Source organism: Sorangium sp. So ce406 (genome assembly GCF_051474675.1).
GTDB lineage: Bacteria > Myxococcota_A > Polyangia > Polyangiales > Polyangiaceae > Sorangium > Sorangium cellulosum_G.
Map to the genome: position 1 here is coordinate 11,279,416 of NZ_CP150340.1, position 24,650 is coordinate 11,304,065.

Here is a 24,650-nt window from a genome sequence, read left to right on the forward strand (position 1 = left end):
CGCCCGTATACTCACGGAGTAACTGCACCGGTTACAGAAGGCGTGTTCAGGTATCCCTGACAACCACTGATCCGCTGCCCGGAGCGGCAGGGGCCCATCGCGGAGGAGCTCATCCAGGCTCGCCATACAGCTCCGCCGCCCCTGCCTCGTCGAGCGAGGTCAGCACGTAGTCGCCCGCGTTGGTGCCCTGGCACCGGCTCGCCGCGTTGTAGTGCATCACGGACGCCGGATCATAAGGCGTGAGCGCCCGCCAGGCGGGGCGCTCGGGGCAGGCGCCGTTGCCCTCCGGCCGGGCGTGCTCGTGCCGGAAGCCGAGGACGTGCCCGAGCTCGTGCCGGAGGACCCCGGTCAGGGTCTTCGAGCGGGCCCGAGCGATGTTCTCCAGATCGATGAAGACCTGGTGATACCCCCGCGCGACCATGCTCGGAAGGAAAGCTCGCCCGTTGTACGTGGTGCCGTTGGCGGGGACCACCTCGAACAGCACGAGGGGCTCCTCGGACTCGCAGGCCTCGTCCTCGTCGGGCTGGTAGACGAAGCGCACGGCGGCGGCGCCCGCCCAGGTGGACCCGGCCGACAGCGTCGCGGCGACCACCGCGTCGTGATCGTCGCCGAAGCGCGGAGAGACGCAATACGTCAGGTTCATCTTCTGCTCGTCGCTCCAGCGGTCATCGCTCCCGTCGGCGCGCCTGTTGACGATGAGCGCCCCCGGTTGCCCGCGCTCGGCGGAGAGCTCCTTCAGGGTCGCGTCGTCGTGAACGCCGATGTCGCCGTCGACGAGATAAGCGCCGTCGTTCGGATCGCGCGGGAGGCTGGCCTTCCATTCATCGAAGCTCTGGTGACTATCACCGACGGGCTCGCCCGCATCGGACGACGGGTCGGCGATGCAGCCCGCCACCGCGAGGACCGAGGCGGCGGACAACAGGAGGATGAAACCGTGAATAGATGGAGGGATGGACATGGTGAGCTCCTTGCCCATGGTCAATCCGAGGCAACGACCCATGACCGCGCAAGCGCCGTGCCATGGCTCCAAGGCCACCGGGAGGACGAAGAACCCCCGTGCCAGGTTCGATCGCCCCGGCGGCGGAGCGAAGCGGCCGCCTCGTTATGACTTTCATGGTCACAGACGATCCTAATGCAGCGTCGGTTCACGTCTATCGAAGCGCGGCTCGGTGCCCCTGAGTTGTGGCCGGTGTGGTCACGGCATGGTGGCCGTACGAGTCACCGGGACGGGAGGTTGCGCCGGATCAACCCATCCGTGGACTGCTGGCCGAGGAAGAAGGTCGTGACCTTGCCGGGATGATCGTAGGCCAGGAAACAGCCGAACCGACCCACGGTCCAGCCGAACGGGTGGGCATGGGCGATGGCGTCCACGTAGCGCCACGCGCGGCCCCCGAGCCGGGCGCGGTGACGACGGAGGAAGACCGCCGCGCCCACGACCGCGCCGAGGAAGCCGCCGAACGACGACAGCACCTCCCCGGATGCGACCAGCACGGTCGCCAGCCGCTGCCGCTCTGCCCGGGGATTTCCGGCCGCGCCGGCTCCAGTGGAGCGCCGCTCCACGCGACGCTCCCAGGCGTCACTCCGGACGCCAGTCGAAGGGGAAGTGCTTGCTGGAACCGCCCTTGTAGGGGTGGGAGAAGTCGAATCCGACGGCGAGGTCGTCCTCGACCACGCCCCAGGTGGCCACCTGGCCGGGGCCGACCTCGGCGCCGGGAGCATTGATGAGCTGCACCCGGCGGCCAGGGTCCGCGGTCGGTCCGGTGAGCGCTCGCGCCCCCACCTTGACCCGCCCCGGGATCTCGGCCCTCCAGTGCGCCAGGTCGGCGGCGGCCTCGAACATGATGGGCGCGTACTCGACGCTGCGCACCTCGCTGATCAGGGCGCCGAACTTGCCGGGCCAGCCGCCCTCCTTGCCCATGAAGATGCGTTCCAGCGCGCGCCGCTGGTCGGAGTCGGCCTTGGCGTCGATGTAGAACATCAGCTTCATCGTGGCGTTCGGGTCGCCGACCCACATGTTCCCCTTGAACTCGCCGATGCTGACGACCGCGAGCCCCGAGAGGTCGACGTCCGCGTGGTGGCCCTCGTGGATCTGCCAGACCAGCGTGAAGAGGCAATCCCCGTGCGTGGGGGTCTGCGCGAACGTGCAGGGGCAGGGCAACGAGCAGCTGCAGATGTCAAACCATTCTCCCCTGAGGCGCCAGTCCACATGCAACCCCGCCTCGACCGGAGGGGCGTCGGGCTGCGCCCCGGCCTGACCCTCGACGGCGTCGAGGAGCGCCTGAACTCGCTGGCCGCCGCTCTGGACGTTCATTTCCGTTCCATGATCGCAATTGCATGCACCGCTGCACATGGTCATCACTCCTTCGTCAGTCCGGTTGTGTAGGCAACCCCATGGAGGTTGCGAGCTCAGGGCGAGCATCCCCTGGGGGACAGTCGACATCGTTGTTCTTTTATCGAGTCGCTCGCTGCCCCATCTCGTACGTGGAGACGTCGCCGGTCGCCGGACATTACAGGGCGCTGAGAGGCCCGACGCCGCGCAGCTTCAACAGCTCTCTGGGTTCCCGGAGGGTGAGGCCGAGCTCCTGGGCGGGCTTGCTCGGCCGACGCCGGATTCTATGGAGTGCCGGAGCCCCGCGGGGTTCGAGCTCGCGCCTGGTAACCGGGTCGACCTCGAGATGCCAACCTGAGAATCGGTTGCGCCTCACTCGTCCCGCGTCCGTCAGCTCGCCGCGGCCCGCTCGTCCGCGAGGACCCGCTGCAGCAGCGCCGTGCTCTCCTCCGCCATCCGCTCCGGTGAGCACGGCATTCCCCTGTGGACCCAGCTCGTCATCAGCCGCACCAGCGCCGCCGCCGCCGCCTCGGAGCGGAGCATGAACAGGGCCCCCTCCTCCGGCGCCAGCCGCGGAGCGTACAGGCGGCAGATGCTGCCCTGCAGGATGTCCTCCAGGGAGCGCGTCAGCACCCGCTCGCTCTTCTCCGCGGACAGGAGCTTGCTCACCAGCTCGTGCATCTCGGCGAGGTGGCGGTAAAACGGCAGGAAGTCGAGCGGACGTCCCGCGTCCCGCAGGACCAGCGCCCGCAGGTGCTCGTGTCCGAACAGCAGCAGCTGCTCCTTGTTCTCGTAATGCGAGTAGAACGTGGACCGCCCGACGTTGGCTCGATCGATGATGTCCTGGATGGACACCTCGTCATAGCCCTTCTCCAGGATCAGCGAGGCCAGGGCGTCCGAGAGCAGCTTCCGGGTCTTCTGCACGCGCCGATCCTGCACGCGCCGATCCGCGACCTTGCCGGCGGTCCGCGTCCTGTCGCCGCCACTGTCCCTGTCCTCGTTTCCGGACTTTTTCGCGCTCTTGTTCATTAACGTTCAATCCGCGGTCCGTGTCGCTGGGTGGAAGAGGCGCCCGACCGTAGCTTCCATCGCATGCGAGGAACGCTGATCTGGTTGACGAGCCGCCTGCTGTACCCGCTGCTGCTGGCGGTGACGTTGTACATCATCCACGCCGCCGTGACGCAGGGCTGGGACCTGAGGCGCACCCTGTGGGGCTACCTCTTCGGCCTGATCGTCTTGCTCATCACCGTCGAGCGCCTGCTGCCGCTGTCGCCGGACTGGGGCATGACCCGCCAGAGCTTCTGGCGCGACCTCAAGTACCTGCTGGCCTCGGGCGCCACCATCGCCGTGGTGCGGACCGGCTTTGGCAGCCTGGCCCTGTGGCTCAGCGAGCGGCATCAAGGCCCGCTCGCCAGCGCCCCCGTGCTCCTCAGCGTGGGCGTCTTCCTCGTGGTCTTCGAGCTGCTGCAGTACTGGTTCCATCGCCTCAGCCACGAAGGCAGCGGAGCCCTGGGGCGCTTCTTGTGGAAGATCCACCTGGCGCATCACCTTCCGGATCGCGTGTACGTGGTGATGCACGGCGTGTTTCACCCCCTCAACGCGCTCATCTCGGCGGTGCTGATCCAGTCGACCCTGCTGTTCCTGGGGCTGTCGCCGGAGGCCGTCTTCGCGGCGATATTGCTCATCGATCTGCAGACGATGATGTCGCATTTCAACGTCGACATCCGCGCCGGATTCCTCAACTACGTGTTCATCGGCACCGAGCTGCACCGGTATCATCACAGCGCCGACGTCGACGAGGCCCGGAACTTCGGGACCGTACTTCCGCTGTGGGATCTGGTCTTCGGGACGTTCGTGTACCGGCCGGACGCGGCCCCGCGCCGCCTGGGCGTCGACAGCTCCGCGGGCTATCCGTCGTCGCAGCAGTTCTGGCGGGTGCTGGCCCTGCCGTTCCGACGCTGACCTGTTCGCGCCGCCGGCGGTTCGATCAGAGCTCGATCCGGCGCAGCCGGAGGGCATTGCCGATGACCGACACCGAGCTCAGGCTCATCGCGGCGCTGGCGATCATGGGGCTGAGGAGCAGCCCGAGGAAGGGATAGAGGACGCCCGCCGCGACCGGCACGCCGAGCGCGTTGTAGACGAACGCGAAGAAGAGGTTCTGCCGGATGTTGCGCATCGTCGCCCGGCTGAGCCGCCGGGCCCGCAGGAGCCCGCGGAGATCGCCGCGCACCAGCGTGATCCCGGCGCTCTCGATGGCGACGTCGGTCCCGGTGCCCATGGCGACCCCGACGTGCGCCTGGGCGAGCGCGGGCGCGTCGTTGATGCCGTCGCCCGTCATCGCCACGATGCGGCCTTCGGCCTGGAGGCGCTTCACGACAGCGGCCTTCTGGTCGGGCAGCACCTCGGCCTCGACCTCCTCGATGCCGAGCTTCCTGGCGACCGCCTCCGCCGTCGTGCGGCTGTCGCCGGTGAGCATGATCAGGCGGATGCCCTCCTCGCGGAGGAGGCGCACGGCCTCGGCGGTCGAGGCGCGCACGGGGTCGGCCACGCCGACGATGCCCGCGGCCTTGCCGTCCACGGCCACGAGCATCGCCGTCTGGCCTTCCTGTCGGCGCTCCTCGGCGCGCCGCGGGAGATCGTCCGGTGATATGCCGAGCTCCTCGAACAGCTTGAGGTTGCCGAGCGCGACCGAACGTCCGGCCATCGTGCCCACCACGCCCTTGCCCGTGATCGACCGGAAGCCCTCCGCGGGCAGGAGCTCGAGCCCGCGCTCGAGCGCCCCGCCGACGATCGCGCTCGCGAGCGGGTGCTCGCTGCCGCGCTCCACGCTCGCCGCGAGCCTGAGGATCTCGTTCGCCGGGAGGTCGCCCAGCGTCGCCACGGAGGCGAGCTTCGGCTTGCCCTCGGTGAGGGTGCCTGTCTTGTCGACGACGAGGGTGTCGACCTTCTCGAACGTCTCGAGCGCCTCCGCGTTCTTGATCAGGATCCCGGCCGTCGCGCCGCGCCCCGTCCCGACCATGATCGAGATCGGGGTGGCGAGGCCGAGCGCGCACGGGCACGCGATGATGAGCACCGCCACCGCGTTGACGAGCGCGTGCGAGAACCGCGGCTCCGGCCCGACGAGCAGCCAGACAACGAACGTGAGCGCCGCGATCGCGATCACGGCGGGCACGAAGTACGCCGCGACGGCGTCCGCGAGGCGCTGGATGGGAGCGCGGCTGCGCTGGGCTTCGCCCACCATCTGGACGATCCGGGCGAGCAGGGTGTCGCGCCCGACCCGATCGGCCCGCATCACGAAGCCGCCCGTGCCGTTGACGGTGCCGCCGACGACGCGGGCGCCGGGCGTCTTCTCCACTGGGATGGGCTCTCCCGTGACCATCGACTCGTCGATTGAGCTGCTCCCCTCGAGGACCTCGCCGTCGACAGGCACCTTCTCCCCTGGCCGCACGCGCAGCCGGTCGCCTGGCTGCACGAGCTCGAGAGGGACGTCCTCTTCGCGGCCGTCCTCGCCGACGCGCCTTGCCGTCTTCGGGGCGAGGCCGAGGAGCGCCTTGAGCGCGCTGCTCGTCCGGCTGCGCGCGCGGAGCTCGAGGACCTGACCGAGCAGCACGAGCGAGACGATGACGCTGGCCGCCTCGAAATAGACAGGGACCACGCCGCCGTGGCGCAGCGCGTGGGGGAGGAGCCCCGGCGCCAGCGTCGCCACGACGCTGTACGCGTACGCGGCGCCCGTGCCGATGGCGATCAGGGTGAACATGTTGAGGTGTCGGCTCTTGATCGAGGCCCAGCCGCGCTCGAAGAACGGGGCGCCGCACCAGAGCACCACGGGCGTCGCGAGGGCGAGCTCGATCCAGAGCAGCCAGCGGCCGAGGAGGTGTTGCACCGGCTGGCCCGGGATCATCTCGGACATCCCCAGCACGAGGACAACGAGGCTCAGCGGGACGCTCACCCAGAAGCGCCGGGACATGTCCGCGAGCTCCGGGCTCTGCGCGTCCTCGAGCGTCACCGTGCGCGGCTCGAGGGCCATCCCGCAGATCGGGCAGGAGCCCGGCTCCGCGCGGACGACCTCGGGGTGCATCGGGCAGACGTACTCGGCGCTCGTCGTCGGCTGGACCGGCTCGACCGGCTTCGCCGGGGGCTTCGCCCCCTCGGTGGTCGGTCGGGCGGGCGCGTACTTGTCCGGCTCCGCCTGGAACCTCGCGAGGCAGCGCTCGCTACAGAAGAAGTACGTCTCACCGCCGTGCTCGTGACGCCCCTTCGCCGTCTCAGGCGAGACGGTCATCCCGCAGACCGGGTCCTTCTTCGTCCGCTCCAGGCCGGCGGGGTGACGGTGGCCATGCGCGTGGTGGTGATCATGGTTCATGGTTCGGCTCCCTGTCCGCCGACGACCAGCGCTCACACTTCTTACACCCCGGGCTGCGCCGGGCGCCTGACACCGGCAGCCGAGCTCAGTGGCTGACGATGATCTCGCCCATCATCCCTCGCTCGGCGTGCTCGAGGATGTGGCAGTGATACATCCAGTGGCCGGGCTCGTCGAAGCGCGCCACGACCGTGGTCGTCGACCGCTGGGGCAGGATCAGCGTGTCCTTGTTGGCGAGCGCCTCGTCGGCCACGGCGACGCCGTCCCGGGCCAGGACCTGGAAGAAGAAGCCGTGGAGATGGAACGGGTGGTCCATCTCTGCGTCGTTCTTCAGATCGAAGACGCGCGTCGCGCCGCGCTCCACGTGGATCGGCGGCACATCCGGGTGGGTCTTGCCGTCGACAAGGAACTTGAGCTCTCGCTCGACGTACGCCTCGTCGAACGTGATCGTCGTGTCCGCCGCCCCCCCGGGCAGCCGCTCGATGGCAGGGCCCGCGTCCGGCAGCGCGCGACCGGAGAGCGCGGGCCCCTCGCCGATGCGCACCGTGGCGAGCGGCACCGGATCGGCCTGGCCGGTGTGGTGCCCGCGCTCGTAGGGCTCGTTCGTCAGCGTGAGCTCCGTCCCCGGCGCGCCCCGGGCGATCAGCAGGGCATCGTAGCGCTCGCCAGGCGCGACAAGGAGCTTCTCGACGTCATACGGCCTCGGGATCAGCCCGCCGTCGGTGCCGATGACCCGGAAGGTGTGACCGGGGAGCGCGAGGTGGAAGAACCGGCCGTTCGCCACGTTGACGATCCGGAGCCGCGTGAGCGCGCCCGGCTGCACGTCGAGCGCGGGCATCACCTTGCCGTTGACGAGCACGACGTTGCCCTCACGGCCCATCATGATGAGCTCGTCGTCGATGTCGTCGTCGAAGCTCCCGTCTTCCTTGAGCAGCGCGTCGCTCAGCACGACGATCTTCTCGACGTCGGCCTGCGGCTCGCCCTCGCCGCGCACCCGGATCACGCCGAAGAGGCCCCTCCGGATCTGCTCCTCCTCCATCACGTGCGGGTGAAACCAGTAGAATCCCGCGTCCCGCAGCGTGAACTGGTAGGTGAAGGTGCCTCCGGGCGCGATCGGCTCCTGCACGGCCGGCGCGCCGTCCATCGCGTTGGGCAGCCGGATGCCGTGCCAGTGGATCGTCGTCTCCTCCGGCAAGCCGTTCTTGAGGTGGACGATCAGCGTGTCGCCGACGTTCGCCTCGATCAGCGGTCCGGGGACCGCGCCGTTGTAGGCCAGGACCGTGGTGGTCTTGCCCTCGAGAAAGCTCTTCTCTGCCTCCCTGGCCTCGAGCTCGACCTCGACGATCCTGGGGTCAGGGTTGCTGTCGGGCGCGGCGGCGGGCTCGCCCCAGGCGTCGGGGGCGGGCGGCTCCTCGGCCCGATCGGCCGCGCACCCGCTCGAGAGCAGCGCCAGCGAGACCACGCCGAGGAGGACCCGTGAACGCGCGCTCATGGCCTACTCTTCGTCCGTGGGGTTGCCGGACATCTCGTTCGAGTACGCCGAGTAGACCTCGCCGACCTTGCAGCGAAGCCGGTACGTGTACTCCATGTCCTCGGTCGCCTCGGGATCCATGTAGGCCTTCTTCGTGCCCGCGACGGTGAAGGCGACGGCGTAGTCGTCCATCGGGTCCTTGCGCTCGCCTTCGAACGCATCGCAGCCCTCCTGGGGCGTCCACTCGACGTGGAGAACGCCCGTCATCGGCATCACGAACGCGAGCACCGGCGCCTCGGGCGCCGCCGCCGCGGTCCCGCCGCCGCCCCCGCCGCCGGCTTCCGCGCCGCCGCCCCCGCCGCTGGCTTCGGCGCTGCCGCCCTCGCCGCTCCCTCCCGCGCCACCGCCAGGGGAGCCTCCCGGCTCCGAGTCTCCGCAGGCGGCGACGGTGAGGCCCAAGACGGCGAGGCAGATGAGTCGAGAGAAGGTCATGGCTGAGTATCCTCGTTGGTCCCTGGTATACCCCGAATGTAACCTGTCTGGTCACAACGGCGATGGGGCGCGGGACGCCGCCGTATGCCTCTAGGCACCAGCGGGCCGCCCCGTGACGCGCGGACGGATCTTTCGACGCTCGCGACGCTCGCCGCGCCCGGCGGTGAATGCCCGCTCAGTTCTTCGATCCGTCCGTGCTTCGCCGCTCCTCGCGGAAGTCGTCGGCGGACAGGCCGCAGCGGCGGAGGAGGCGGTAGAAGCTCTCCCGCTCGACGCCGGCGTGCGCCGCGGCCTTCAGCACGTCGCCGCGGAAGCGGCGCATCACGGCCTCGAGGTAGCGCCGGTTCATCTCCTCGCGCGAGGCGTCGACCGCCTCGCGGTACGAGAGCTGGGCGAGGTCCACGTCGCTCGAGCTCGTCAGCCGCAGCGGGCTCGCCCCCTGCACCTCGGACGGCAGCGACTCGAGGCGGATCTCGCGCGTCGTCTCGATGACGAGCGCCCGCTCGACGGCGCTCTTCAGCTCGCGCACGTTGCCAGGCCACCGGTACACCTGGAGCGCGTTCATCGCCGCCGCCGAGAACCCGGCCGCGGACGAGCGCGACTGCGGCGCCCGCTCGGCGAGGAACCGCTGCGCCAGGAGCGGGATGTCCTCCTGTCGCTCGCGCAGCGGGGGCAGCTCGACAACGCACACGTTGAGCCGGAACCAGAGGTCCTCGCGGAAGGCGCCCGCCTTGACCAGGGCCCGGAGGTCGCGGTGCGTCGCGCTGATGAGCCGCACGTCGACCTTGCGCTCGCGCGACTCGCCGATCCGCCGCACCGCCCGCTCCTCGAGCACGCGCGTGAGCTTCGCCTGCACCGTCGGCCGGAGCTCGCCGATCTCGTCGAGGAACAGGGTGCTCGCGTGCGCCTCCTCGAAGAGCCCGGCGCGATCGGCGGCCGCGCCCGTGAACGAGCCGCGCGCGTGGCCGAAGAGCTCGCTCTCGATGAGCGAGCGGGGGATAGCCGCGCAGTTCACCGCGATGGGGCGGTGCGAGGCGCGGGACGAGTGCTCATGGATGGCGCGCGCCACGAGCTCTTTCCCGGTGCCCGTCTCGCCCAGGATGAGCACTGTCGCGTCCGTCGGCGCCACGCGCTCGATGAGCTGGTAGAGCGCCCGCATCGCGGGCGAGCGCCCCGTCATGCCCGCGAAGCCCTGCGCTTCCGGCGCGTCGTGCTCGCCCTGCAGCACCGCGGCCTGCGCCATGGCCCGCTCGACCAGCGCGCGCAGCTCGTCCGGATCGAACGGCTTCGTCACGTAGTCATAGGCGCCCTCGCGCATCGCCTGGACGGCGGTCGGGACCGACGCATACGCGGTCATCAGGATGAACGGCACCCCGGGCCAGCGCGCGCGCACAGCGCGGAGCACCTCGAGCCCGTCCCCGTCGTTCATGCGCAGATCGCAGACGACCGTTGTGACCGGCTCGGTCTCAAGCACCTGGAGCGCCGTCCGCACGCCCCGCGCCGTCAGCACCCGGGCGCTCTTGCCGAGCACCTTGGACAGGAGCGCCAGCATGTTCGCCTTGTCGTCCACGACGAGCACTGTCGGCTTCATGCGCGCTCCTGGCTCTCCCTTGCTCCTTCGATGAGGACGCCCGGCAAATCGATCACGAACCGGGACCCGCCCCCCGGCCTGGGCTCCGCCCGGATGCTCCCGCCGTGCGCGGTCACGAGACCATAGCAGACCGCGAGTCCGAGGCCGGTGCCGTCGCGGCGGGTCGTGAAGAACGGCTCGAAGAGGCGCTCGCGCGCCTCCTCGGGGATGCCGGCGCCCCGGTCGAGGATCTCGATCCGATAGCCGTCGTCCTGCTGCCTTCCGCGCACGACGATCTCGTCACCTCCCGACATCGCGCTGGTCGCCTCGCGCGCGTTGGTCACGAGGTTGACGATGACCTGCCGGATCCGGAGCGGATCCACCGTGATGAACGCCGGCTCGGCGTCCACGAGCAGGAGCTGGTCGCGCCGCCCCGGCCCGCCGTCGCAGTGCGAGGCCGCGTCCCGGAGCAGCTCCTCGGCCTGCACGGGGCGCGGCGACAGGACCGGCGAGCGCGCGTACATGAGCAGCTCCTCCGCGATCCGCTGGCAGGCCGCCGCCTCCTCGTCGAGGATCGAGAGCTCCTCGCGGAGCTCGGGCTTCTCCGCCTCCTTGGCCATCGTCTTCACGTAGCCGCGGATCACGGCGATGGGGTTGTTGATCTCGTGCGCCACGCCCGAGGCGACGCGGCCGATCGCCGCCAGCCGCTCCGAGGCGACCAGGTCGGCCTCGGTGCGCGACAGCGCGTCCAGCATGCGGTTGAACGCGTCGGCGACCGCCGCGAGCTCCACGGCCGCGACCGGCTCGACGCGGGCGCTGCGATCGCCCGCGGTGACGCGCTCGGCGACGCGCTCGAGCGAGGAGAGCGGGGTGGAGAAGGAGCTCCAGAGCTTGCGCCCGGCGATCAGCGCGAGCGCCGCGGCGAGGGCGCACACGGCCGTCGCGAGGATCAGCGCGAACTGGATGAACCGCTCGGCCCGGCGCTCGGCGCTGAGGGCCCGCTCGTCGAAGTGGCGCGCCAGGGTGTCGGCGTGCTCCGTCATCCGGTCGACGAGCGCGTTGGCGCGGTCGTGCGCGTGGTGGACCTCGTGCCAGTCCTGCCGATCGATCGCGGGCAGGATCGCCGTGGAGAAGAGGTGGCTGAGCTCGCGGCTCGCCTCGCCGATGTCGTCGAGCTTCGTGGCCGCCTCGGCGTCGAGGCCGGGCCGCAGCTCGGCGAGCTTCGCGCCGAGCTCGCTCACCCAGGCGTCGTGGTGCTCGACGTGCGAGCGGTCGCGCAGGATGATCGTGTGCGCCTCGTGAATGTACTGCTCGCGCGCGGTGACGCTGAGCAGCGCCGCCTGGCGCGAGGCCACCTCGAGGCCGTGCGCCTCCAGGATGGCGCGGCGGGACGCGAGCCCCGTGAGCACCGTGGCGATGCCGCTCGCGACGACCAGGGCGACGAGGAGGCTGATGACCAGGAGCAGCCGGCGGCGGAGCCGATAAAGGCGCTGCGGGGCGGGAGGCGGAGCCATGGACGGGGGCATCCTCGCAAGCCGCGTACCGGGGCCGCAAAGGGGCCGGCGAGCCGCCGAACAGGCGCGGGCGTCGTGATCCTCGACCCGGGGGAGGGGCGACTTGTGACCGAGGCGGTCACACGAGCGTGACCCCCGAGGTCACCGCGAGGACCAGGCGCCGCGCAGAACCCCGGGATCCGCGCGCGCGGCAGCCTGGCGCGCTCGTTGCTCGGGACCCTGCTCTCCAGGGCAAGAACCTCGGTTCCAGGAAAGCACGATGCGCCAACTCCTTCTCTCTCTGCTCGTCTCGATCCCGCTTGTGGCCTGCTCCACCAAGGAGGCGCCTCGCCACGACCACGCCGCGGCCGCGCCGACGCAGGCCCCGGCGGCGGCGCCGGCGCCCGCGCCGCAGGCCCACGACCACGCCGCGGCCCACGACCACGCCGCGAGCACGGCGGGCACGCGCCCCCACGCGGATCACGACCCGCGCCACGGGGGCCTGGTCACGATGGAGGGCGACAACCACGTCGAGGTCGTTGTCGGGGCCGACGGCGCCATCGACCTTTACGCGAGCGACGCGGTCCGGATGCCGATCCCGCCGAAGGACGTCACCGGCACCATCACGATCGAGCCGAAGGGCAAGGGCCAGAAGCAGACCCTGACGCTCGCCCCGAACGAGGCGAAGGGCTCGCTCTCGGCGAAGGGCCCGGCGCCGGACAAGGCGGATTACACGTGGGATCTGAAGGTCCGCGGCGCGCCGATGAAGATGACGCTCACGGTGCCGGCCGGGGGGACGGCGTCCCTCGTCGACGCGCCGGCCGCGCACCCGGCCGGAGAGCACGCCCACGGCTCGCCCCACGGCGGCGTCGTCCAGTCGCTCGCGGACGGCCACGTCGAGGTGAAGCTCGAGAAGACCGGCGACATCACGGTCTGGATGCTGGACGCGGCCGAGAAGCCTCGCTCCGCGAAGGGCGTCACCGCGAGCCTGCGCCCCGTCGTCGCGGGGTCGAAGGAGGTCGAGCTCGCCTACGACGCGAAGGCCGACGTCCTGCGGGGCAAGATCGACCCGCTCAAGCAGGACCACGTGGACGGGGTGCTCCGCATCACGCCGGCCGGCGGGGCCGCGACGTCGATCCGCTTCGCGTTCCACCTCGAGGGCAACGCGGCGGGGCACGACGGCCACACGGGACACGACGGGCACGGGCACGACGGGCACGGGCACTGATGACGCACAGGAGTCACCTCGCCTGGGCCGCGGCGCTCGCGATCCTCGCGGCGGCCCCGCGCGCCGGCGCGCACGGCGGCGAGGACCACGCCGCGCCCGCCGCGCCGAGCGCCGCGAGCACGGCGACAGAGCACGTCGTGTCCGGGGAGACCGCGATGTTCTCGGTGGTGATCAAGTACCCGGCGAGGAAGGCGGAGGGGCCGCTGCCCGCGCGCGTCTACGTCGCCCGGGCCGACTCCACCGCGCCGGTCGCGGACGCGCGCGTGCGGATCGAGCTGAAGGGGGGGCTGACCTTCGCCGCGGACGCGGGGAAGACGGCGGCCGCCGGCGTCTATGACCTCGCGCTCCCCGCGGCCCCGGAAGGAGCGACGGCCAACGGCGTCGTCTCGGTCGAGGCCGGGGGCGACTTCGACCTCGTGCTCGTCGGGGACCTCCGCTTCGGCGCCGTCGCGCCCGCGGCGCCGCCGCCCGGGATGACGCCGGAGCGGGAGATGCCGCTCGGCGGTCTGGCGGTCGCGGCGGGGGCGCTGGCCGTGCTCAGCGGCGGGATCGGGTATGCGCTCGGGCGGCGCTCGCGGCGGAAGCCGCCCGCGCCCACCCGGCCCCCCGAGGACCGCTCCGCGCTCCCGCAGGTGGCCTCGTGAGCCGCGCCCGACCCCTCGCCGTCACCGCGCTCGCCGTCGCCTCGGCCGTCGCGGTCACGGGCCTCGAGGAGCGCGCCGGCGCGCACGGCGGCGAGGACCACGGCGCGCCCGCGAGGCCCGCGGCCAGCGCCGCGGCGGACCCGAACGTGGCCCGCGTGCCGATCGAGACGCAGTTCCTCCTCGGGTTGCGCACCGAGCGCGCGCGCCGCGGCGCGCTCGCCGCGAGCCTCGGGCAGATCGGCACGGTTGTCGCGCGGCCCGCGGGCGAGCTCGCCGTCGTGGCGCCGACGTCCGGCCGCCTCTTCCCGCCCGAGGGCGGGTTCCTCCGGCTCGGCGACGAGGTGAAGAAGGGCCAGCTCCTCGGGACGCTCCGGCCGAGCCTGGGCGGCGCGGAGAGCGCGCAGCTCGGGCTGTCGCGCAGCGACGCCGCCTCCCGGGTCGCCGCGGCCGAGGCGCGGCTCGCCCTGGCCGAGCGTGAGCTCGCGCGGCGGCGCGCGCTCGTCGGGATCGTCGCGGTAAAGGACGTCGAGGCCGCCGAGGCCGAGGTGGAGGTCGTCCGGGCCGAGGTCGCGCGCGCCCGCGCGGACGTCGGGGTGCTCGCGGGCGGGGCGGGCGCGCAGCGGCTCAGCGCGACGATCGACGGGACGGTGGTCTCCGGCCGGGTGAGCCCGGGCGCCCAGGTCGCGGAGGGGACCGAGCTCTGGCGCATCGTCGATCTCGCGGCGCTCTGGGTCGACGTGCGCATCCCGGAGGCGGACGCGGCGCGCCTCGCGGGCGATCGCGCCGAGGTGGCGCTCGTCACGGATCCCGCGGCGCGCTTCGAGGCCCGGCGCCTCGCCGTCGCGTCGCTTGTCGACCCGGCGACCCGCACCGTCCAGGCGCTCTTCGAGTTCGACAACGAGGACCGGCGCGCGCGGGTCGGCGCGCTCGTCCACATCAGCCTGGCGGGGAGCGCCCCCGTCGAGAGCGTCGTCGTCCCGGCGTCGGCGCTGCTCGACCGCAGCGGCACGCCCACGATCGTCGTGAAGACCGGCCCCGAGACGTTCGAGCTGCGCGCGGCCGCGGTCGGGCCGAAGTCGGCCGGCGCGGTCGGGATCACGGGGGGCGTGGCCGCCGGAGAGCGCGTCGTCATCGACGGCGCGATGGCCGTCCTCCTCGCCGCCGGGGGCTAGCAGCGACGATGTTCGACGCCCTGATCCGCTTCTCGCTCAGGAACCGCCTCTTCGTCGTCGCCGCGGCGGCGCTGGTGCTCGTCTACGGGACGTACTCGCTCCTGAAGCTGCCGATCGACGTCTTTCCCGACCTGAACCGCCCGACGGTCACCCTCATGACCGAGGCCCCCGGCCTCGCGCCCGAGGAGGTGGAGACGCTCGTCACGGTGCCCCTCGAGCGGGTGATGAACGGCGCCCCCGGCGTCGAGCGCGTGCGCTCCACCTCGGGCGTCGGCCTGAGCGTCGTGTACGTCGAGTTCGACTGGTCCACGGACATCTACCGCGACCGGCAGCTCGTGGCCGAGCGCCTCGCCACGGTGACGGAGCAGCTCCCGGAGGGCACCACGCCGCAGATGGGGCCGGTCGCCTCCATCATGGGGGAGATCCTGCTGATCGGCGTGCAGGGCGAGGGGGTCTCGCCCATGACGCTCCGGACCCAGGCCGACTGGGTGATCCGGCCGAGGCTGCTCACGATCCCGGGGGTCGCGCAGGTGATCCCGATCGGCGGCGAGGTCCGGCAGATCCAGGTCACCGTCGATCCGGCCAGGCTCGCGGCGGCCGCGGTGTCGCTCGAGGAGATCTCGCGCGCCCTCGCGGGCGCGAACGCCAACGCGACCGGCGGGTACGTCGACCGGCGGGGCCTGGAGTTCCTCGTGCGCACGCTCGGCCGCGCCCGGACCGAGGCGGACATCGCCGCCACCGTGATCGCCGTGCGGAGCGGGACGCCGGTGACCCTGGCGCAGGTCGCGACGGTGCAGGAGGCCGCGCGCGTGAAGCGCGGCGACGGGTCGATCGACGGCAGGCCCGCCGTGATCCTCTCGGTGCAGAAGCAGCCGGGCGCCGACACCGTCGCGCTCACCGCGAGCATCGACAGGGCCGTGGCCGAGCTGCAGCGGTCGATGCCCGCGGGCGTCACCGTCAACCCGCGCCTGTTCCGGCAGGCGACCTTCATCGAGAGCGCGGTCCACAACGTGGTCGAGGCGCTGCGCGACGGCGCGATCCTCGTCGCGATCGTCCTGTTCCTGTTCCTCCTCAACTTCCGGACGACCGCGATCACGCTGACCGCCATCCCGCTCTCGCTCATCGTGAGCGCGCTCGTGTTCCGGGCGTTCGACCTGTCGGTCAACACGATGACGCTGGGCGGGCTCGCCGTGGCGATCGGCGAGCTCGTCGACGACGCCATCGTCGACGTGGAGAACGTCTTCCGGCGCCTGCGCGAGAACCGGGCGCTCGCGTCCCCGCGGCCGGCGATCGACGTCATCCGCGACGCGTCGAGCGAGGTCCGCAGCTCCATCGTCTTCGCGACGATCCTCGTGGTCCTGGTGTTCGTCCCCCTGTTCGCCATGAGCGGCATCGAGGGGCGGCTCTTCGCCCCGCTCGGGATCGCCTACATCGTGTCGATCCTTGCGTCGCTGGTTGTATCCCTGACGGTCACTCCAGCGCTCTGCTCGTATCTCTTGCCGTCCATGAAGCGGATGAGCCACGAGGACGGCTGGCTCGTTCGAAAGCTCAAGGCCGCGGACCGGCGCGTGCTCGGGGTGGCGCTGCGTCACCCCGGGGCGGTCATGGCGGCCGCGGGCGCGCTGGTCCTCGCCGCGGCGGCGGCGGTGCCGTTCCTCGGGGGCGAGTTCCTCCCGCCGTTCAACGAGGGGACGCTCACGGTCAACGTCATCGCCAGGCCGGGCACGTCGCTCGCGGAGTCGAGCCGCCTCGGCACCCTGGCCGAGGAGCTGATCCACGAGGTCCCCGAGGTCGTCTCGACAGGGCGGCGGACGGGCAGGGCCGAGCTCGACGAGCACGCGGAGGGGGTCCACTACTCGGAGATCGACGTCGACCTCGGGGCGTCCGGCCGGGCGCGCGAGGAGATCCTCGGCGACATCCGCGGCCAGCTCGACAAGATCCCGGGCGTGGCGGTCAACGTGGGTCAGCCGATCTCGCACCGGCTCGACCACCTGCTCTCGGGCGTCCGCGCGCAGGTCGCGGTGAAGATCTTCGGTGAGGATCTCGGCGAGCTGCGGCGCCTCGGGAAGGCGGCGCAGGGCGCGATGCAGGGCATCGAGGGGGTGAAGGACCTGCAGGTCGAGCAGCAGGTGCTGATCCCGCAGATCGCCATCCAGGTGAACCGGGAGCGCGCGGCGCAGCTCGGCGTCAACGCGGGCCAGCTCTCCGAGCTGCTCGAGCTCGCGCTCGCGGGCGGAACGGTCACGCAGATCCTGGAGGGCCAGCGGACCATCGATGTGGTCTTGCGGTACCCGCCGGAGCTCCGCGAGGACATCGACGCCCTGCGGCGCACGCTCGTCGACACGCCGAGCGGCGCGAAGGTCCCGCTCTCCCAGCTCGCCGACGTGACGGAGAGCATGGGGCCGAACCAGATCAGCCGCGACGACACGCAGCGGCGCATCGTGGTCTCGGCGAACGTGGCCGGGCGCGATCTGGAGCAGGTCGTGAGCAACATCCAGCGCGCCGTGGACGCGATCCCGAAGCCGTCGGGCTACTACGCGACGTACGGAGGGCAGTTCGAGAGCCAGCGGTCGGCGTCGCGGCTCATCGGGCTGCTCTCGATCGCGAGCCTCGCCGGGATGCTCGTCGTCCTTTATTCGCAGTTCCGCTCATGGACGGTGGCGCTGCAGATCCTCCTGAACATCCCGCTCGCGCTGGTCGGCTCGGTGGTTGCCGTGATCCTGACAGGCGGGGTGCTGTCGGTCGCGACCCTCGTCGGGTTCATCACGCTCTGCGGCATCGCCGCGCGCAACGGGATCATGATGATCTCGCACTACATCCACCTCATGAAGGAAGAGGGGGAGTCGTTCGGCGAGGCGATGATCGTCCGCGGCTCGCTGGAGCGCCTCGTGCCGGTGCTGATGACGGCGCTCACGGCCGCGCTGGCGCTCGTGCCGATCGCGCTGTCGAGGGGGGAGCCGGGCAAGGAGATCCTGCAGCCGGTGGCGGTGGTGATCCTCGGCGGGCTGCTGTCGTCGACGCTGCTCGACATCGTGGTCACGCCGGCGGTGTTCCTGAAGTTCGGCCGTGCCTCGGCCGAGCGGCTGGCGCGGGCTCCGGGGAGCGCGGGCGGCGGCCGGGCCGACCTCGCCGGCACGGCGCCGGGTGAGGGCTACGGCGCGAGCGCCGCCCGCGGCCTCTGAACCTCACGCCGCCCATGAGGGGTCACGCCCCGCGGCTTGTACACCGAGAGCGCCGTGGCCACGAGCAACACAGCCAGGGCGGCAGCCGCGTCGGCCACGAGCTGGATCCGCAGCCGGCGAAGATCGCCGCCGGCGAGCGCCGCCTCGGCCGCGGCGCTCGCCACGACCTGGATCGGCCGCGTGTGCAGCAGCAGGACGCCCGTGGCGACGACGGTCAGCAGGAGCTTGAACGCGACCCAGTAGTGCCGGAGCAGGCCCCACGGCGTGCCCAGCGATTGGATGAGCCCGGTGACCAGCGAGGCGAGGCTGAGCGGGACGATGACGGACCATGTGATCAGATCCATCGCGACATAGGCTCCGCGCACCGTCGGAGCATCCCCGCGGGTCACACCGGCGATCGCGAGCGCGAGGAAGGCCGCGACCGAGCCGAGCCAGCCGACCGAGGACGCGACATGCGCGGTGAGCGCGAGCTTCCGGAGCGGGGGTGTCATCGTCATCCGTGGTCTCCTTCCAGGGGCACGGGGTCGACTTTATCGATACAGTTTGTATCTGTCAAATCACTGTGTATTCGACCACGTCGTCGTGTACACTTCGGGGGTGCCGAAGCTGTGGACCGAGACGATCGAGGCGCACCGCCGCGCGGTGCACGACGCGATCCTGAACACCACCGCGGCGCTGGTCGCCAAGCACGGGCTTTCGTCGGTGACGATGTCGCAGATCGCCGAGGCGACCCGCATCGGGCGCGCGACGCTGTACAAGTACTTCGCCGACGTCGAGGCGATCCTGGTGGCCTGGCACGAGCGGCAGATCGCCGGCCACCTCGAGCACCTCGCGGCCGTCCGGGACCGGGCGGGTGACCCGGGCGCGCGGCTCGAGGCCGTGCTCGAGGCGTTCGCGCTCATCGCCCACGAGCACCCCACCACCGAGCTCTCGGCGCTCTTGCACCGCGGGGAGCACGTCGCCCGCGCGCAGCAGCACCTCCGCGGCTTCATCCGCGACCTGATCGCGGACGGCGCGGGGGCCGGCGCCTTCCGGGACGACATCGCGCCGGACGAGCTCGCGCGGTACTGCCTCCACGCCCTGACCGCAGCCGGCGGCCTGCCGTCCAAGGCCGCCGTCCGCCGGCTCGTCGCGGTCACGCTGGCGGGGTTGCGCCCGATGCGCTGAGCCGCCCCGAGGCCGCCGGGGCGGAGGCGCGCCCCTCAGCGCTCCGCGTCGCGCCCGGGAGGCTTCCTGGCGATCGCATATAGCGCGTTGGTCTCGGCGCTGAGCGCGTTGCGCGCGCGGAGCGGGGCGAGCGTGTCGCGCTGGACGGCCTCCTGCGCGCCGGGATCGAGCTTGTCGATGGTGCCGCGATAGCCCGACCCGAGGGCGATGACCCACCAGTCGTCCGGCGAGGTGAGGGGCTGACTGGAGTGCTCGGCCTCGATGGCGCAGTCCGCGACGCCGGCCTCTGCGAGCATGGAGCGGAGGGCGTCCGGGGTGTCGATGCGCTCCCACGGCCGGAAGGTCTTGTAGACATCGGGGCGGTGGGCCTGGATCGCGGCCCAGAAGGCGGTGTTGCCGGGCTCGAGCACGTCCTTTCCCCAGGTGGTGATGGCGAGCGTGCCGCCGGGCTTCAGCCATCGCCAGAGCCTGCGCACGGCGGCGGGCATGTCCGGCATGAAGAAGATGCCGAAGACGCAGACGACGGCGTCGAAGCTCCCGGGCGGCAGGTCGAGGGCCTCGACGTCGGCGCAGCGGAAGTCGAGGTTCGTGAGCCCCAGGGCGCGGGCCTTGGCGCGCCCGCGGTCGAGCAAGGCATCGGCGAGATCCACGGCGAGCACGGAGCCGGTGGGCCCGACGGCGCGCGCGGCGGGGATGGCGGACGCGCCGGTGCCGGAGCAGACGTCGAGGACGCGGTGGCCGGGCTCGAGGCGGGCGCGCTCGACGGTGCGCTTCCCGATGCGGGCCCAGAAGGCGAGCGGCGGGGCGTCGAAGTGATCCGCGGCGGCGGAGTACGTGACGGCGGTGCGTGCCTTGTCGGGATCGAGCTGGTTCATGGGGTCCCCTGGGTCTGGAGGGTCGGAGGGAGCGCGCCGACGCGCGCCTCGATGGCCGGTACGCCGTCTCCGGAAGCCGGCCCTCGGAGCAGACGCAGCCACCGGACCGGCATTACAGCGGCCGGGGGCGCTGCAGCCCGGCAGCCGCCGGGGGCGCTGCAGCCCCCGGCCAGGTGAGCTCCTGGTTTCGCGTGAGTCCGAGGTGGTCTTCAGCGATCTCGCCGTAATCCGCCGGGGGGCCCTGCGTCTGCACCGGTCGACAACGAGGTGATCATGTCGACCGCATCCGTCTCCATTGCAGCCCCCCGGGACACCGACGAGGGCGCCGTCCGCCGTATCGATCTGCCCATCGAGGGCATGACCTGCGCCGCCTGCGTCCGGCGCGTCGAGCGCGCGCTGCTCGCGACAGGCGGCGTCCGCGACGCGAAGGTCAACCTTGTGACCCGCTCGGCCACAATCATGTTCGACCCGGCCGCCGCGTCCACGACGGGCCTCGTCGCCGCCGTCGAGCGCGCGGGCTACAGCGTCCCGGAGGGCAGCGCCGCGCTCGGGGGCGCTGCCGTCGCCCCTGCCGACCGGGCGGCCGCCGCCGAGGAGAGCCTCGACGGCGAGCGGCGCGCCCTCTGGCGGGACTTCGGCGTCTCGCTCGCCCTGTCGGTCCCGCTGCTCGTGCTCGGCATGTCGCACGGCCGCATCCCGGGCGCGGACGGCACGATCGGCCGTTTCGTCCAGCTCGCCCTCGCGACCGCCGTGGTCTTCGGCCCCGGCCGCCGCTTCTTCCGGCTCGCCTGGGCCGCGCTCCGGCACCGGGCGGCCGACATGAACACGCTCGTCGCCCTCGGGACGGGCGCCGCGTGGGTCTACTCCGCGGTCGCCGTCGTGGCGCCGCAGCTCTTCCCCCACGCCGAGCACGGCGTGCGGCCGCACGTCTACTTCGAGGCCGCCGGGGCCATCATCAGCTTCGTCCTGCTCGGCAAGCTCCTGGAGACCCGCGCCCGCAAGCGGCTCACCGACGCCGTGCGCGGGCTCGTCGCGCTCCAGCCCAGGACGGCGCGGCGGTTGCGCGGCGACCTCGAAGGCGATCTCGAAGGCGACCTCGAAGAGGAGATCCCGGCCGCCGCCCTCTCGCCCGGCGATCTCGTCCGCGTCCGCCCGGGAGAGCGGATGCCGAGCGACGGCGAGGTCGTCGCCGGCGCCTCGGCGGTCGACGAGTCGATGCTCACGGGCGAGAGCCTCCCCGTCGACAAGGGCGCCGGAGCGGCCGTGTTCGGCGGCACGCTCAACCAGAGCGGGCAGCTCACCGTGCGGATCACGAAGACCGGCGCCGACACCGCGCTCGCCCGCATCGTCGAGGCCGTCGAGCAGGCGCAGGGCTCGAAGGCGCCGATCGCGCGCCTCGCCGACACGGTGAGCGGCGTCTTCGTCCCGGTGGTCCTCGGCATCGCCGCGCTCGCGTTCGTCGCGTGGGTCGCGGTGGATCCGAGCGCGGCGGGGCTCGCCGCCGCGGTCGAGCGGTTCGTCGCCGTCCTGGTGATCGCCTGCCCCTGCGCCCTGGGCCTCGCGACGCCCGCCGCCGTGGCCGTGGGCACCGGCCGCGGCGCCGAGCTCGGCGTGCTGGTGAAGGGCGGCGCGGCGCTCGAGGCCGCGAGCCGCGTCGATACCGTCCTCGTCGACAAGACGGGCACGCTCACCGCGGGCCGCCCGCAGCTCGCGGCGGTGAAGGCGCTCGGGGAGGCCTCGGAGGACGAGCTCCTGCGCCTGGTCGGGTCGGCGGAGCTCGGCAGCGAGCACCCCGTCGCGAAGGCGCTTGTCGAGGGCGCGCGCGCGCGCGCCGGCGGCGTCCCGCTCGCCGCGCCCGAGGACTTCCGCGCCGACGCTGGCCGCGGCGTTGTCGCCCGCGTCGAGGGGCGCGAGGTGCGCATCGGCACGGCCCGGTACCTTGCCGAGCGCGGGATCGACGCCGCGCCGCTCGAGGAGCTCGCCCAGGGGCTCGCCGGGCAGGGGAACACGCCGTCGTTCGTCGCCGTCGACGGCCAGCTCGCCGGCCTTGTCGCGGTGGCCGACCTGCCGACCCCCGAGGCCAGGGAGGCCGTCGCGGCGCTGCACGGGCTCGGCGTGCGCGTCGCGATGGTGACCGGCGACCGCGAGGCGACCGCGCGCGCCGTGGCGCGGCAGCTCGGGATCGACGAGGTGTTCGCCGAGGTGCGCCCCGAGGACAAGGCGCGCATCGTGCGCGAGGAGCGCGAGCGCGGCCGCGTCGTCGCGATGGTTGGCGACGGCATCAACGACGCGCCCGCCCTCGCCGGCGCGCACGTGGGGATCGCGGTCGCGAGCGGCACCGACATCGCGGTCGCCGCGGCCGACGTGGCGCTGCTCCGCGGCGGCGTCGGGGCGCTGCCGGCGGCGCTCGGGCTCGCGCGCGCGACGCTGCGGACCATCCGGCAGAACCTGTTCTGGGCGTTCATCTACAACGTGATCGGCATTCCGATCGCTGCCGGGGCGCTCTATCCGGTGACGGGCTGGTTGCTGTCGCCGGTCCTCGCGAGCGCGGCGATGAGCCTGTCGAGCGTGTCGGTGCTGGTCAGCTCGCTGCGGCTGCGGCGGTTCCGGCAGGCGGGGTGAGGGCTGCGCTCGGACGGGATGCGGCGGGGGGGATGAGGCGACCTGAGGGGGGCGCGGGATGAGGGATGAACTTGGCAACGATCTTGTGGTGCCGAACCGTCGCGATCCGTCGGGTCGATTTCACGGTGCTCAACCGTCGCATTCTTCGGGATTTCTGAAGGGCGTGAACCCCGATCGCCCCCGCTTGTCAAGCGACAGTAACTTTTTACTGACGCTCTACACCAGTGTTACCAATCGCTGTTTTGGGGAGAGTGGTGTCCGCGCGTCTTGAACCGTCGACGTCCGATAGTGCTCAGCGTCGACAACATAGATCTGGCGCTCCGTATAAAAGATAGCGACAGCTTCTTCGGTGTGCCCAAGCATATCTCGGGCCTGGCTCTTCAAGCGCTGCGCGTCCTGCGTCCTCATCGTGAGCTGGCGAACCGGACCGTCACCCTTCAATAGTTTCGCCTGAAACAGTGCTGCCTTCTTGGTCGCACCGTCTGCGTTCGTCACTCGAACAAGGACCCCGCCGTCCGCGCCGGCGTACGGTTCCTCTGTCTGCTTGTTGAGCTGGCGGTAATTGAACTCGACGCTGACTGTCTTGGAACGAAAGGACTGCCGCATCAGAGCATGACCGAGGACCGGAGTCACTCCCTCTTCGCTGCCGTGGTTTGGAATCTCGGAGAGGACTTCCGCGACTGCCTGATCGATGTGTTCCGCGATCTCGCGCTGGATGGTGTCATCAATAAGGTAGGTCACGCGTTCCTCTCCGAAAGTTGTTCATTCAGAGGTCCGGCAGCAGCCCGTGGTATGTGGTGATACCCTGCGACAAGTTGTGACCCACTCGTCCACGGCGCCTAACGCCTGCGGCATCTGCCGCGGGCGCGGAGCGCCCGTCGGCAGCATGCCGCCGTTGGGCGGCTTGGCGCGGCACGAGCGGGATCTCTCACCAGCCCCAACGAGTACGAAAGAGCTGGGGCATCGGCATTGGCTTCCCACTGATCTGCCGATACTGCTTAGAGTCGAACCGCCACCGCTGCTGTGCGGCCAGCTTCTTGGGACCGCAAACCCGCTTGTCCTCCTCCCAGCGGCACCGGGCCTGATGGACCGTGAGCACGATGTCGTCGGGGCCGGACGCGCGCCTTTGCTGCGACACTGCTACACTGACAACGTCATCGTCCTCGAGACCCATGCCGGACGCCACCCACTCGAGCCTATCGTCGAAGACGAGTGACAGCTGAGTGCCCTCAAGACGAAAAAGGCTCAAGCGCGTCGTCCCGCCCATCATGCCGTAGGACCACGGCGTTCGCATCCCAAGCAGAGTTTCGTCACCTTGAAAAGAGTACGAACGGGAATCGAACTCGGTACGCCCATAAAGCAAACCGTCGGGATCCCAGCCTGGCACTGTGCCCCGCGCTACCAACGTAAGCGCAGTTCCCGAACGCTCTAGCACGGCGAGCCGCGGGTTCACCCGGCAACCTCCGCAGACGAACTCCGCGTCCGCATCTTCGCCAATGTAGTGCGCAACTACCAGTAGCGTCCGCGCCGAAGTGACCCACTGCCGAACGCGATCGACACGTACAGCACCTCCTGCTGCCGCCGAACGCTCAACCGATGTGTCAAAGTCCGGAAAAATCGCTACGAGCACGTCGCACAGCGTGAACTCGGCGAAGGAGTGAGGGAGGAGCAAAGGCTCCTCCTCTCGGAAGGCGCGGCGGCACGCCGGGATGCGCGGATCCGCACTTGGTGGGCTGCCGGTGGGCTGCCGGCCATCCGCAGCTTCTGCAGTTTGGGCCGGTGTTGGCGCTGCGTCTTCTGCGACAGGCCGTTCTCGGTCGCGGCAGCCAAGTCCGGCGACCGCGGCGACAGCGAGCCAGGCGAGAGCGGCCGCCCGTCGGAGTCCGCGTCCGGCTGTCGTGGCCATATCTTTAGGTCTCCGTGTGCGTAACCGTGGTCCGCCGAACGTCGCAATCAGTTGCGTCGCAGGGCCTAGCGGCGGGTTATAGCATGTAGGCGGCGAAGCGCCGCGGCATATCTGCGTATTCCCGCGAATAGGTCGCGAC

20 protein-coding genes are annotated in these 24,650 nt (G+C 71.4%); 7 read left to right on the forward strand and 13 right to left on the reverse strand.

The genetic code is table 11. From position 1 onward, the window contains the following. Window positions 1–109: 109 nt before the first annotated feature. From WME96_RS42440 to WME96_RS42455, 4 genes are all read right to left on the reverse strand, one after another. The gene (locus WME96_RS42440; RefSeq protein WP_437287222.1) at window positions 110–958 is read right to left on the reverse strand and encodes a hypothetical protein; all 849 of its coding nucleotides are present in this window, start codon (window positions 956–958) and stop codon (window positions 110–112) included. A 260-nt stretch (window positions 959–1,218) separates the two neighbouring features. After that, window positions 1,219–1,491 carry a prolipoprotein diacylglyceryl transferase family protein gene (locus WME96_RS42445; protein WP_437287223.1) on the reverse strand — a complete coding sequence of 91 codons (273 nt, stop codon included), beginning with the start codon at window positions 1,489–1,491 and terminating at the stop codon, window positions 1,219–1,221. Window positions 1,492–1,576: 85 nt separating this feature from the next. Beyond that, window positions 1,577–2,311, reverse strand: coding sequence for a DUF1326 domain-containing protein (locus tag WME96_RS42450; RefSeq protein WP_437287224.1), 735 nt, complete (start codon window positions 2,309–2,311; stop codon window positions 1,577–1,579). Window positions 2,312–2,719: 408 nt separating this feature from the next. Continuing rightward, window positions 2,720–3,253 (reverse strand): TetR/AcrR family transcriptional regulator, encoded by a 534-nt coding sequence (locus WME96_RS42455; protein ID WP_437287225.1) that lies wholly within the window; start codon window positions 3,251–3,253, stop codon window positions 2,720–2,722. Between the two features lie 135 nt (window positions 3,254–3,388). Here WME96_RS42455 and WME96_RS42460 point away from each other — a divergent pair, with 135 nt between their 5' ends. After that, window positions 3,389–4,291, forward strand: a complete 903-nt coding sequence (locus WME96_RS42460) for a sterol desaturase family protein (RefSeq protein ID WP_437287226.1) — start codon at window positions 3,389–3,391, stop codon at window positions 4,289–4,291. Between the two features lie 25 nt (window positions 4,292–4,316). Here the strand turns inward: WME96_RS42460 and WME96_RS42465 are convergent, their stop codons facing one another. The 5 genes from WME96_RS42465 to WME96_RS42485 form a co-directional block, all read right to left on the reverse strand. Continuing rightward, the gene (locus tag WME96_RS42465) at window positions 4,317–6,692 is read right to left on the reverse strand and encodes a heavy metal translocating P-type ATPase (RefSeq protein WP_437287227.1); all 2,376 of its coding nucleotides are present in this window, start codon (window positions 6,690–6,692) and stop codon (window positions 4,317–4,319) included. 85 nt (window positions 6,693–6,777) lie between these two features. Further along, a complete protein-coding gene (locus WME96_RS42470; protein ID WP_437287228.1) occupies window positions 6,778–8,181 on the reverse strand; it encodes a multicopper oxidase family protein in 1,404 nt (467 codons plus the stop codon). A gap of 3 nt (window positions 8,182–8,184) precedes the next feature. After that, window positions 8,185–8,652: a hypothetical protein gene (locus WME96_RS42475; protein ID WP_437287229.1), complete on the reverse strand. Its 468-nt coding sequence runs from the start codon at window positions 8,650–8,652 to the stop codon at window positions 8,185–8,187. Window positions 8,653–8,827: 175 nt separating this feature from the next. Further along, window positions 8,828–10,243, reverse strand: coding sequence for a sigma-54-dependent transcriptional regulator (locus tag WME96_RS42480; RefSeq protein WP_437287230.1), 1,416 nt, complete (start codon window positions 10,241–10,243; stop codon window positions 8,828–8,830). Further along, the gene (locus WME96_RS42485; protein WP_437287231.1) at window positions 10,240–11,736 is read right to left on the reverse strand and encodes a sensor histidine kinase; all 1,497 of its coding nucleotides are present in this window, start codon (window positions 11,734–11,736) and stop codon (window positions 10,240–10,242) included. Before WME96_RS42485 ends, WME96_RS42480 begins: the two co-directional genes overlap by 4 nt. A gap of 259 nt (window positions 11,737–11,995) precedes the next feature. Here WME96_RS42485 and WME96_RS42490 point away from each other — a divergent pair, with 259 nt between their 5' ends. The 4 genes from WME96_RS42490 to WME96_RS42505 are packed head-to-tail and all read left to right on the forward strand — an operon-like array spanning window position 11,996 to window position 17,941. After that, complete coding sequence (locus tag WME96_RS42490) at window positions 11,996–12,943, forward strand: hypothetical protein (protein WP_437287232.1); 948 nt, start codon at window positions 11,996–11,998, stop codon at window positions 12,941–12,943. Beyond that, the gene (locus tag WME96_RS42495; RefSeq protein ID WP_437287233.1) at window positions 12,943–13,587 is read left to right on the forward strand and encodes a hypothetical protein; all 645 of its coding nucleotides are present in this window, start codon (window positions 12,943–12,945) and stop codon (window positions 13,585–13,587) included. Before WME96_RS42490 ends, WME96_RS42495 begins: the two co-directional genes overlap by 1 nt. Beyond that, window positions 13,584–14,759, forward strand: coding sequence for an efflux RND transporter periplasmic adaptor subunit (locus WME96_RS42500; protein ID WP_437287234.1), 1,176 nt, complete (start codon window positions 13,584–13,586; stop codon window positions 14,757–14,759). Before WME96_RS42495 ends, WME96_RS42500 begins: the two co-directional genes overlap by 4 nt. A gap of 8 nt (window positions 14,760–14,767) precedes the next feature. Beyond that, window positions 14,768–17,941, forward strand: a complete 3,174-nt coding sequence (locus WME96_RS42505; protein ID WP_437287235.1) for an efflux RND transporter permease subunit — start codon at window positions 14,768–14,770, stop codon at window positions 17,939–17,941. Here the strand turns inward: WME96_RS42505 and WME96_RS42510 are convergent. Further along, entirely contained in the window at window positions 17,911–18,438 is a 528-nt protein-coding gene (locus WME96_RS42510) for a hypothetical protein (RefSeq protein WP_437287236.1), read from the reverse strand. The genes WME96_RS42505 and WME96_RS42510 overlap by 31 nt on opposite strands. 100 nt (window positions 18,439–18,538) lie before the next feature. On the opposite strand from WME96_RS42510, the gene WME96_RS42515 reads away from it, so the two are divergent. After that, a complete protein-coding gene (locus WME96_RS42515) occupies window positions 18,539–19,108 on the forward strand; it encodes a TetR/AcrR family transcriptional regulator (RefSeq protein WP_437287237.1) in 570 nt (189 codons plus the stop codon). A gap of 35 nt (window positions 19,109–19,143) precedes the next feature. Here WME96_RS42515 and WME96_RS42520 read toward each other — a convergent pair whose 3' ends face one another. Further along, a complete protein-coding gene (locus WME96_RS42520) occupies window positions 19,144–19,983 on the reverse strand; it encodes a class I SAM-dependent methyltransferase (RefSeq protein WP_437287238.1) in 840 nt (279 codons plus the stop codon). 273 nt (window positions 19,984–20,256) lie between these two features. Between WME96_RS42520 and WME96_RS42525 the strand changes: the two genes are divergently transcribed. Beyond that, window positions 20,257–22,605, forward strand: a complete 2,349-nt coding sequence (locus WME96_RS42525; RefSeq protein ID WP_437287239.1) for a heavy metal translocating P-type ATPase — start codon at window positions 20,257–20,259, stop codon at window positions 22,603–22,605. Window positions 22,606–22,821: 216 nt separating this feature from the next. On the opposite strand, the gene WME96_RS42530 is transcribed toward WME96_RS42525, so the two are convergent. Beyond that, entirely contained in the window at window positions 22,822–23,346 is a 525-nt protein-coding gene (locus tag WME96_RS42530) for a hypothetical protein (RefSeq protein ID WP_437287240.1), read from the reverse strand. Between the two features lie 187 nt (window positions 23,347–23,533). Then, entirely contained in the window at window positions 23,534–24,277 is a 744-nt protein-coding gene (locus WME96_RS42535) for a hypothetical protein (protein WP_437287241.1), read from the reverse strand. Window positions 24,278–24,650 lie beyond the last annotated feature (373 nt).

Excerpts from the sequence above, each read along its gene's own strand:
- WME96_RS42440 (WP_437287222.1), bottom strand. The coding sequence starts at position 958 with ATGTCCATCCCTCCATCTATTCACGGTTTCATCCTCCTGTTGTCCGCC.
- WME96_RS42450 (WP_437287224.1), bottom strand. The coding sequence starts at position 2,311 with ATGAACGTCCAGAGCGGCGGCCAGCGAGTTCAGGCGCTCCTCGACGCC.
- WME96_RS42465 (WP_437287227.1), bottom strand. The coding sequence starts at position 6,692 with ATGAACCATGATCACCACCACGCGCATGGCCACCGTCACCCCGCCGGC.
- WME96_RS42470 (WP_437287228.1), bottom strand. The coding sequence starts at position 8,181 with ATGAGCGCGCGTTCACGGGTCCTCCTCGGCGTGGTCTCGCTGGCGCTG.
- WME96_RS42475 (WP_437287229.1), bottom strand. The coding sequence starts at position 8,652 with ATGACCTTCTCTCGACTCATCTGCCTCGCCGTCTTGGGCCTCACCGTC.
- WME96_RS42480 (WP_437287230.1), bottom strand. The coding sequence starts at position 10,243 with ATGAAGCCGACAGTGCTCGTCGTGGACGACAAGGCGAACATGCTGGCG.
- WME96_RS42485 (WP_437287231.1), bottom strand. The coding sequence starts at position 11,736 with ATGGCTCCGCCTCCCGCCCCGCAGCGCCTTTATCGGCTCCGCCGCCGG.
- WME96_RS42490 (WP_437287232.1), top strand. The coding sequence starts at position 11,996 with ATGCGCCAACTCCTTCTCTCTCTGCTCGTCTCGATCCCGCTTGTGGCC.
- WME96_RS42495 (WP_437287233.1), top strand. The coding sequence starts at position 12,943 with ATGACGCACAGGAGTCACCTCGCCTGGGCCGCGGCGCTCGCGATCCTC.
- WME96_RS42505 (WP_437287235.1), top strand. The coding sequence starts at position 14,768 with ATGTTCGACGCCCTGATCCGCTTCTCGCTCAGGAACCGCCTCTTCGTC.
- WME96_RS42510 (WP_437287236.1), bottom strand. The coding sequence starts at position 18,438 with ATGACGATGACACCCCCGCTCCGGAAGCTCGCGCTCACCGCGCATGTC.
- WME96_RS42520 (WP_437287238.1), bottom strand. The coding sequence starts at position 19,983 with ATGAACCAGCTCGATCCCGACAAGGCACGCACCGCCGTCACGTACTCC.
- WME96_RS42525 (WP_437287239.1), top strand. The coding sequence starts at position 20,257 with ATGTCGACCGCATCCGTCTCCATTGCAGCCCCCCGGGACACCGACGAG.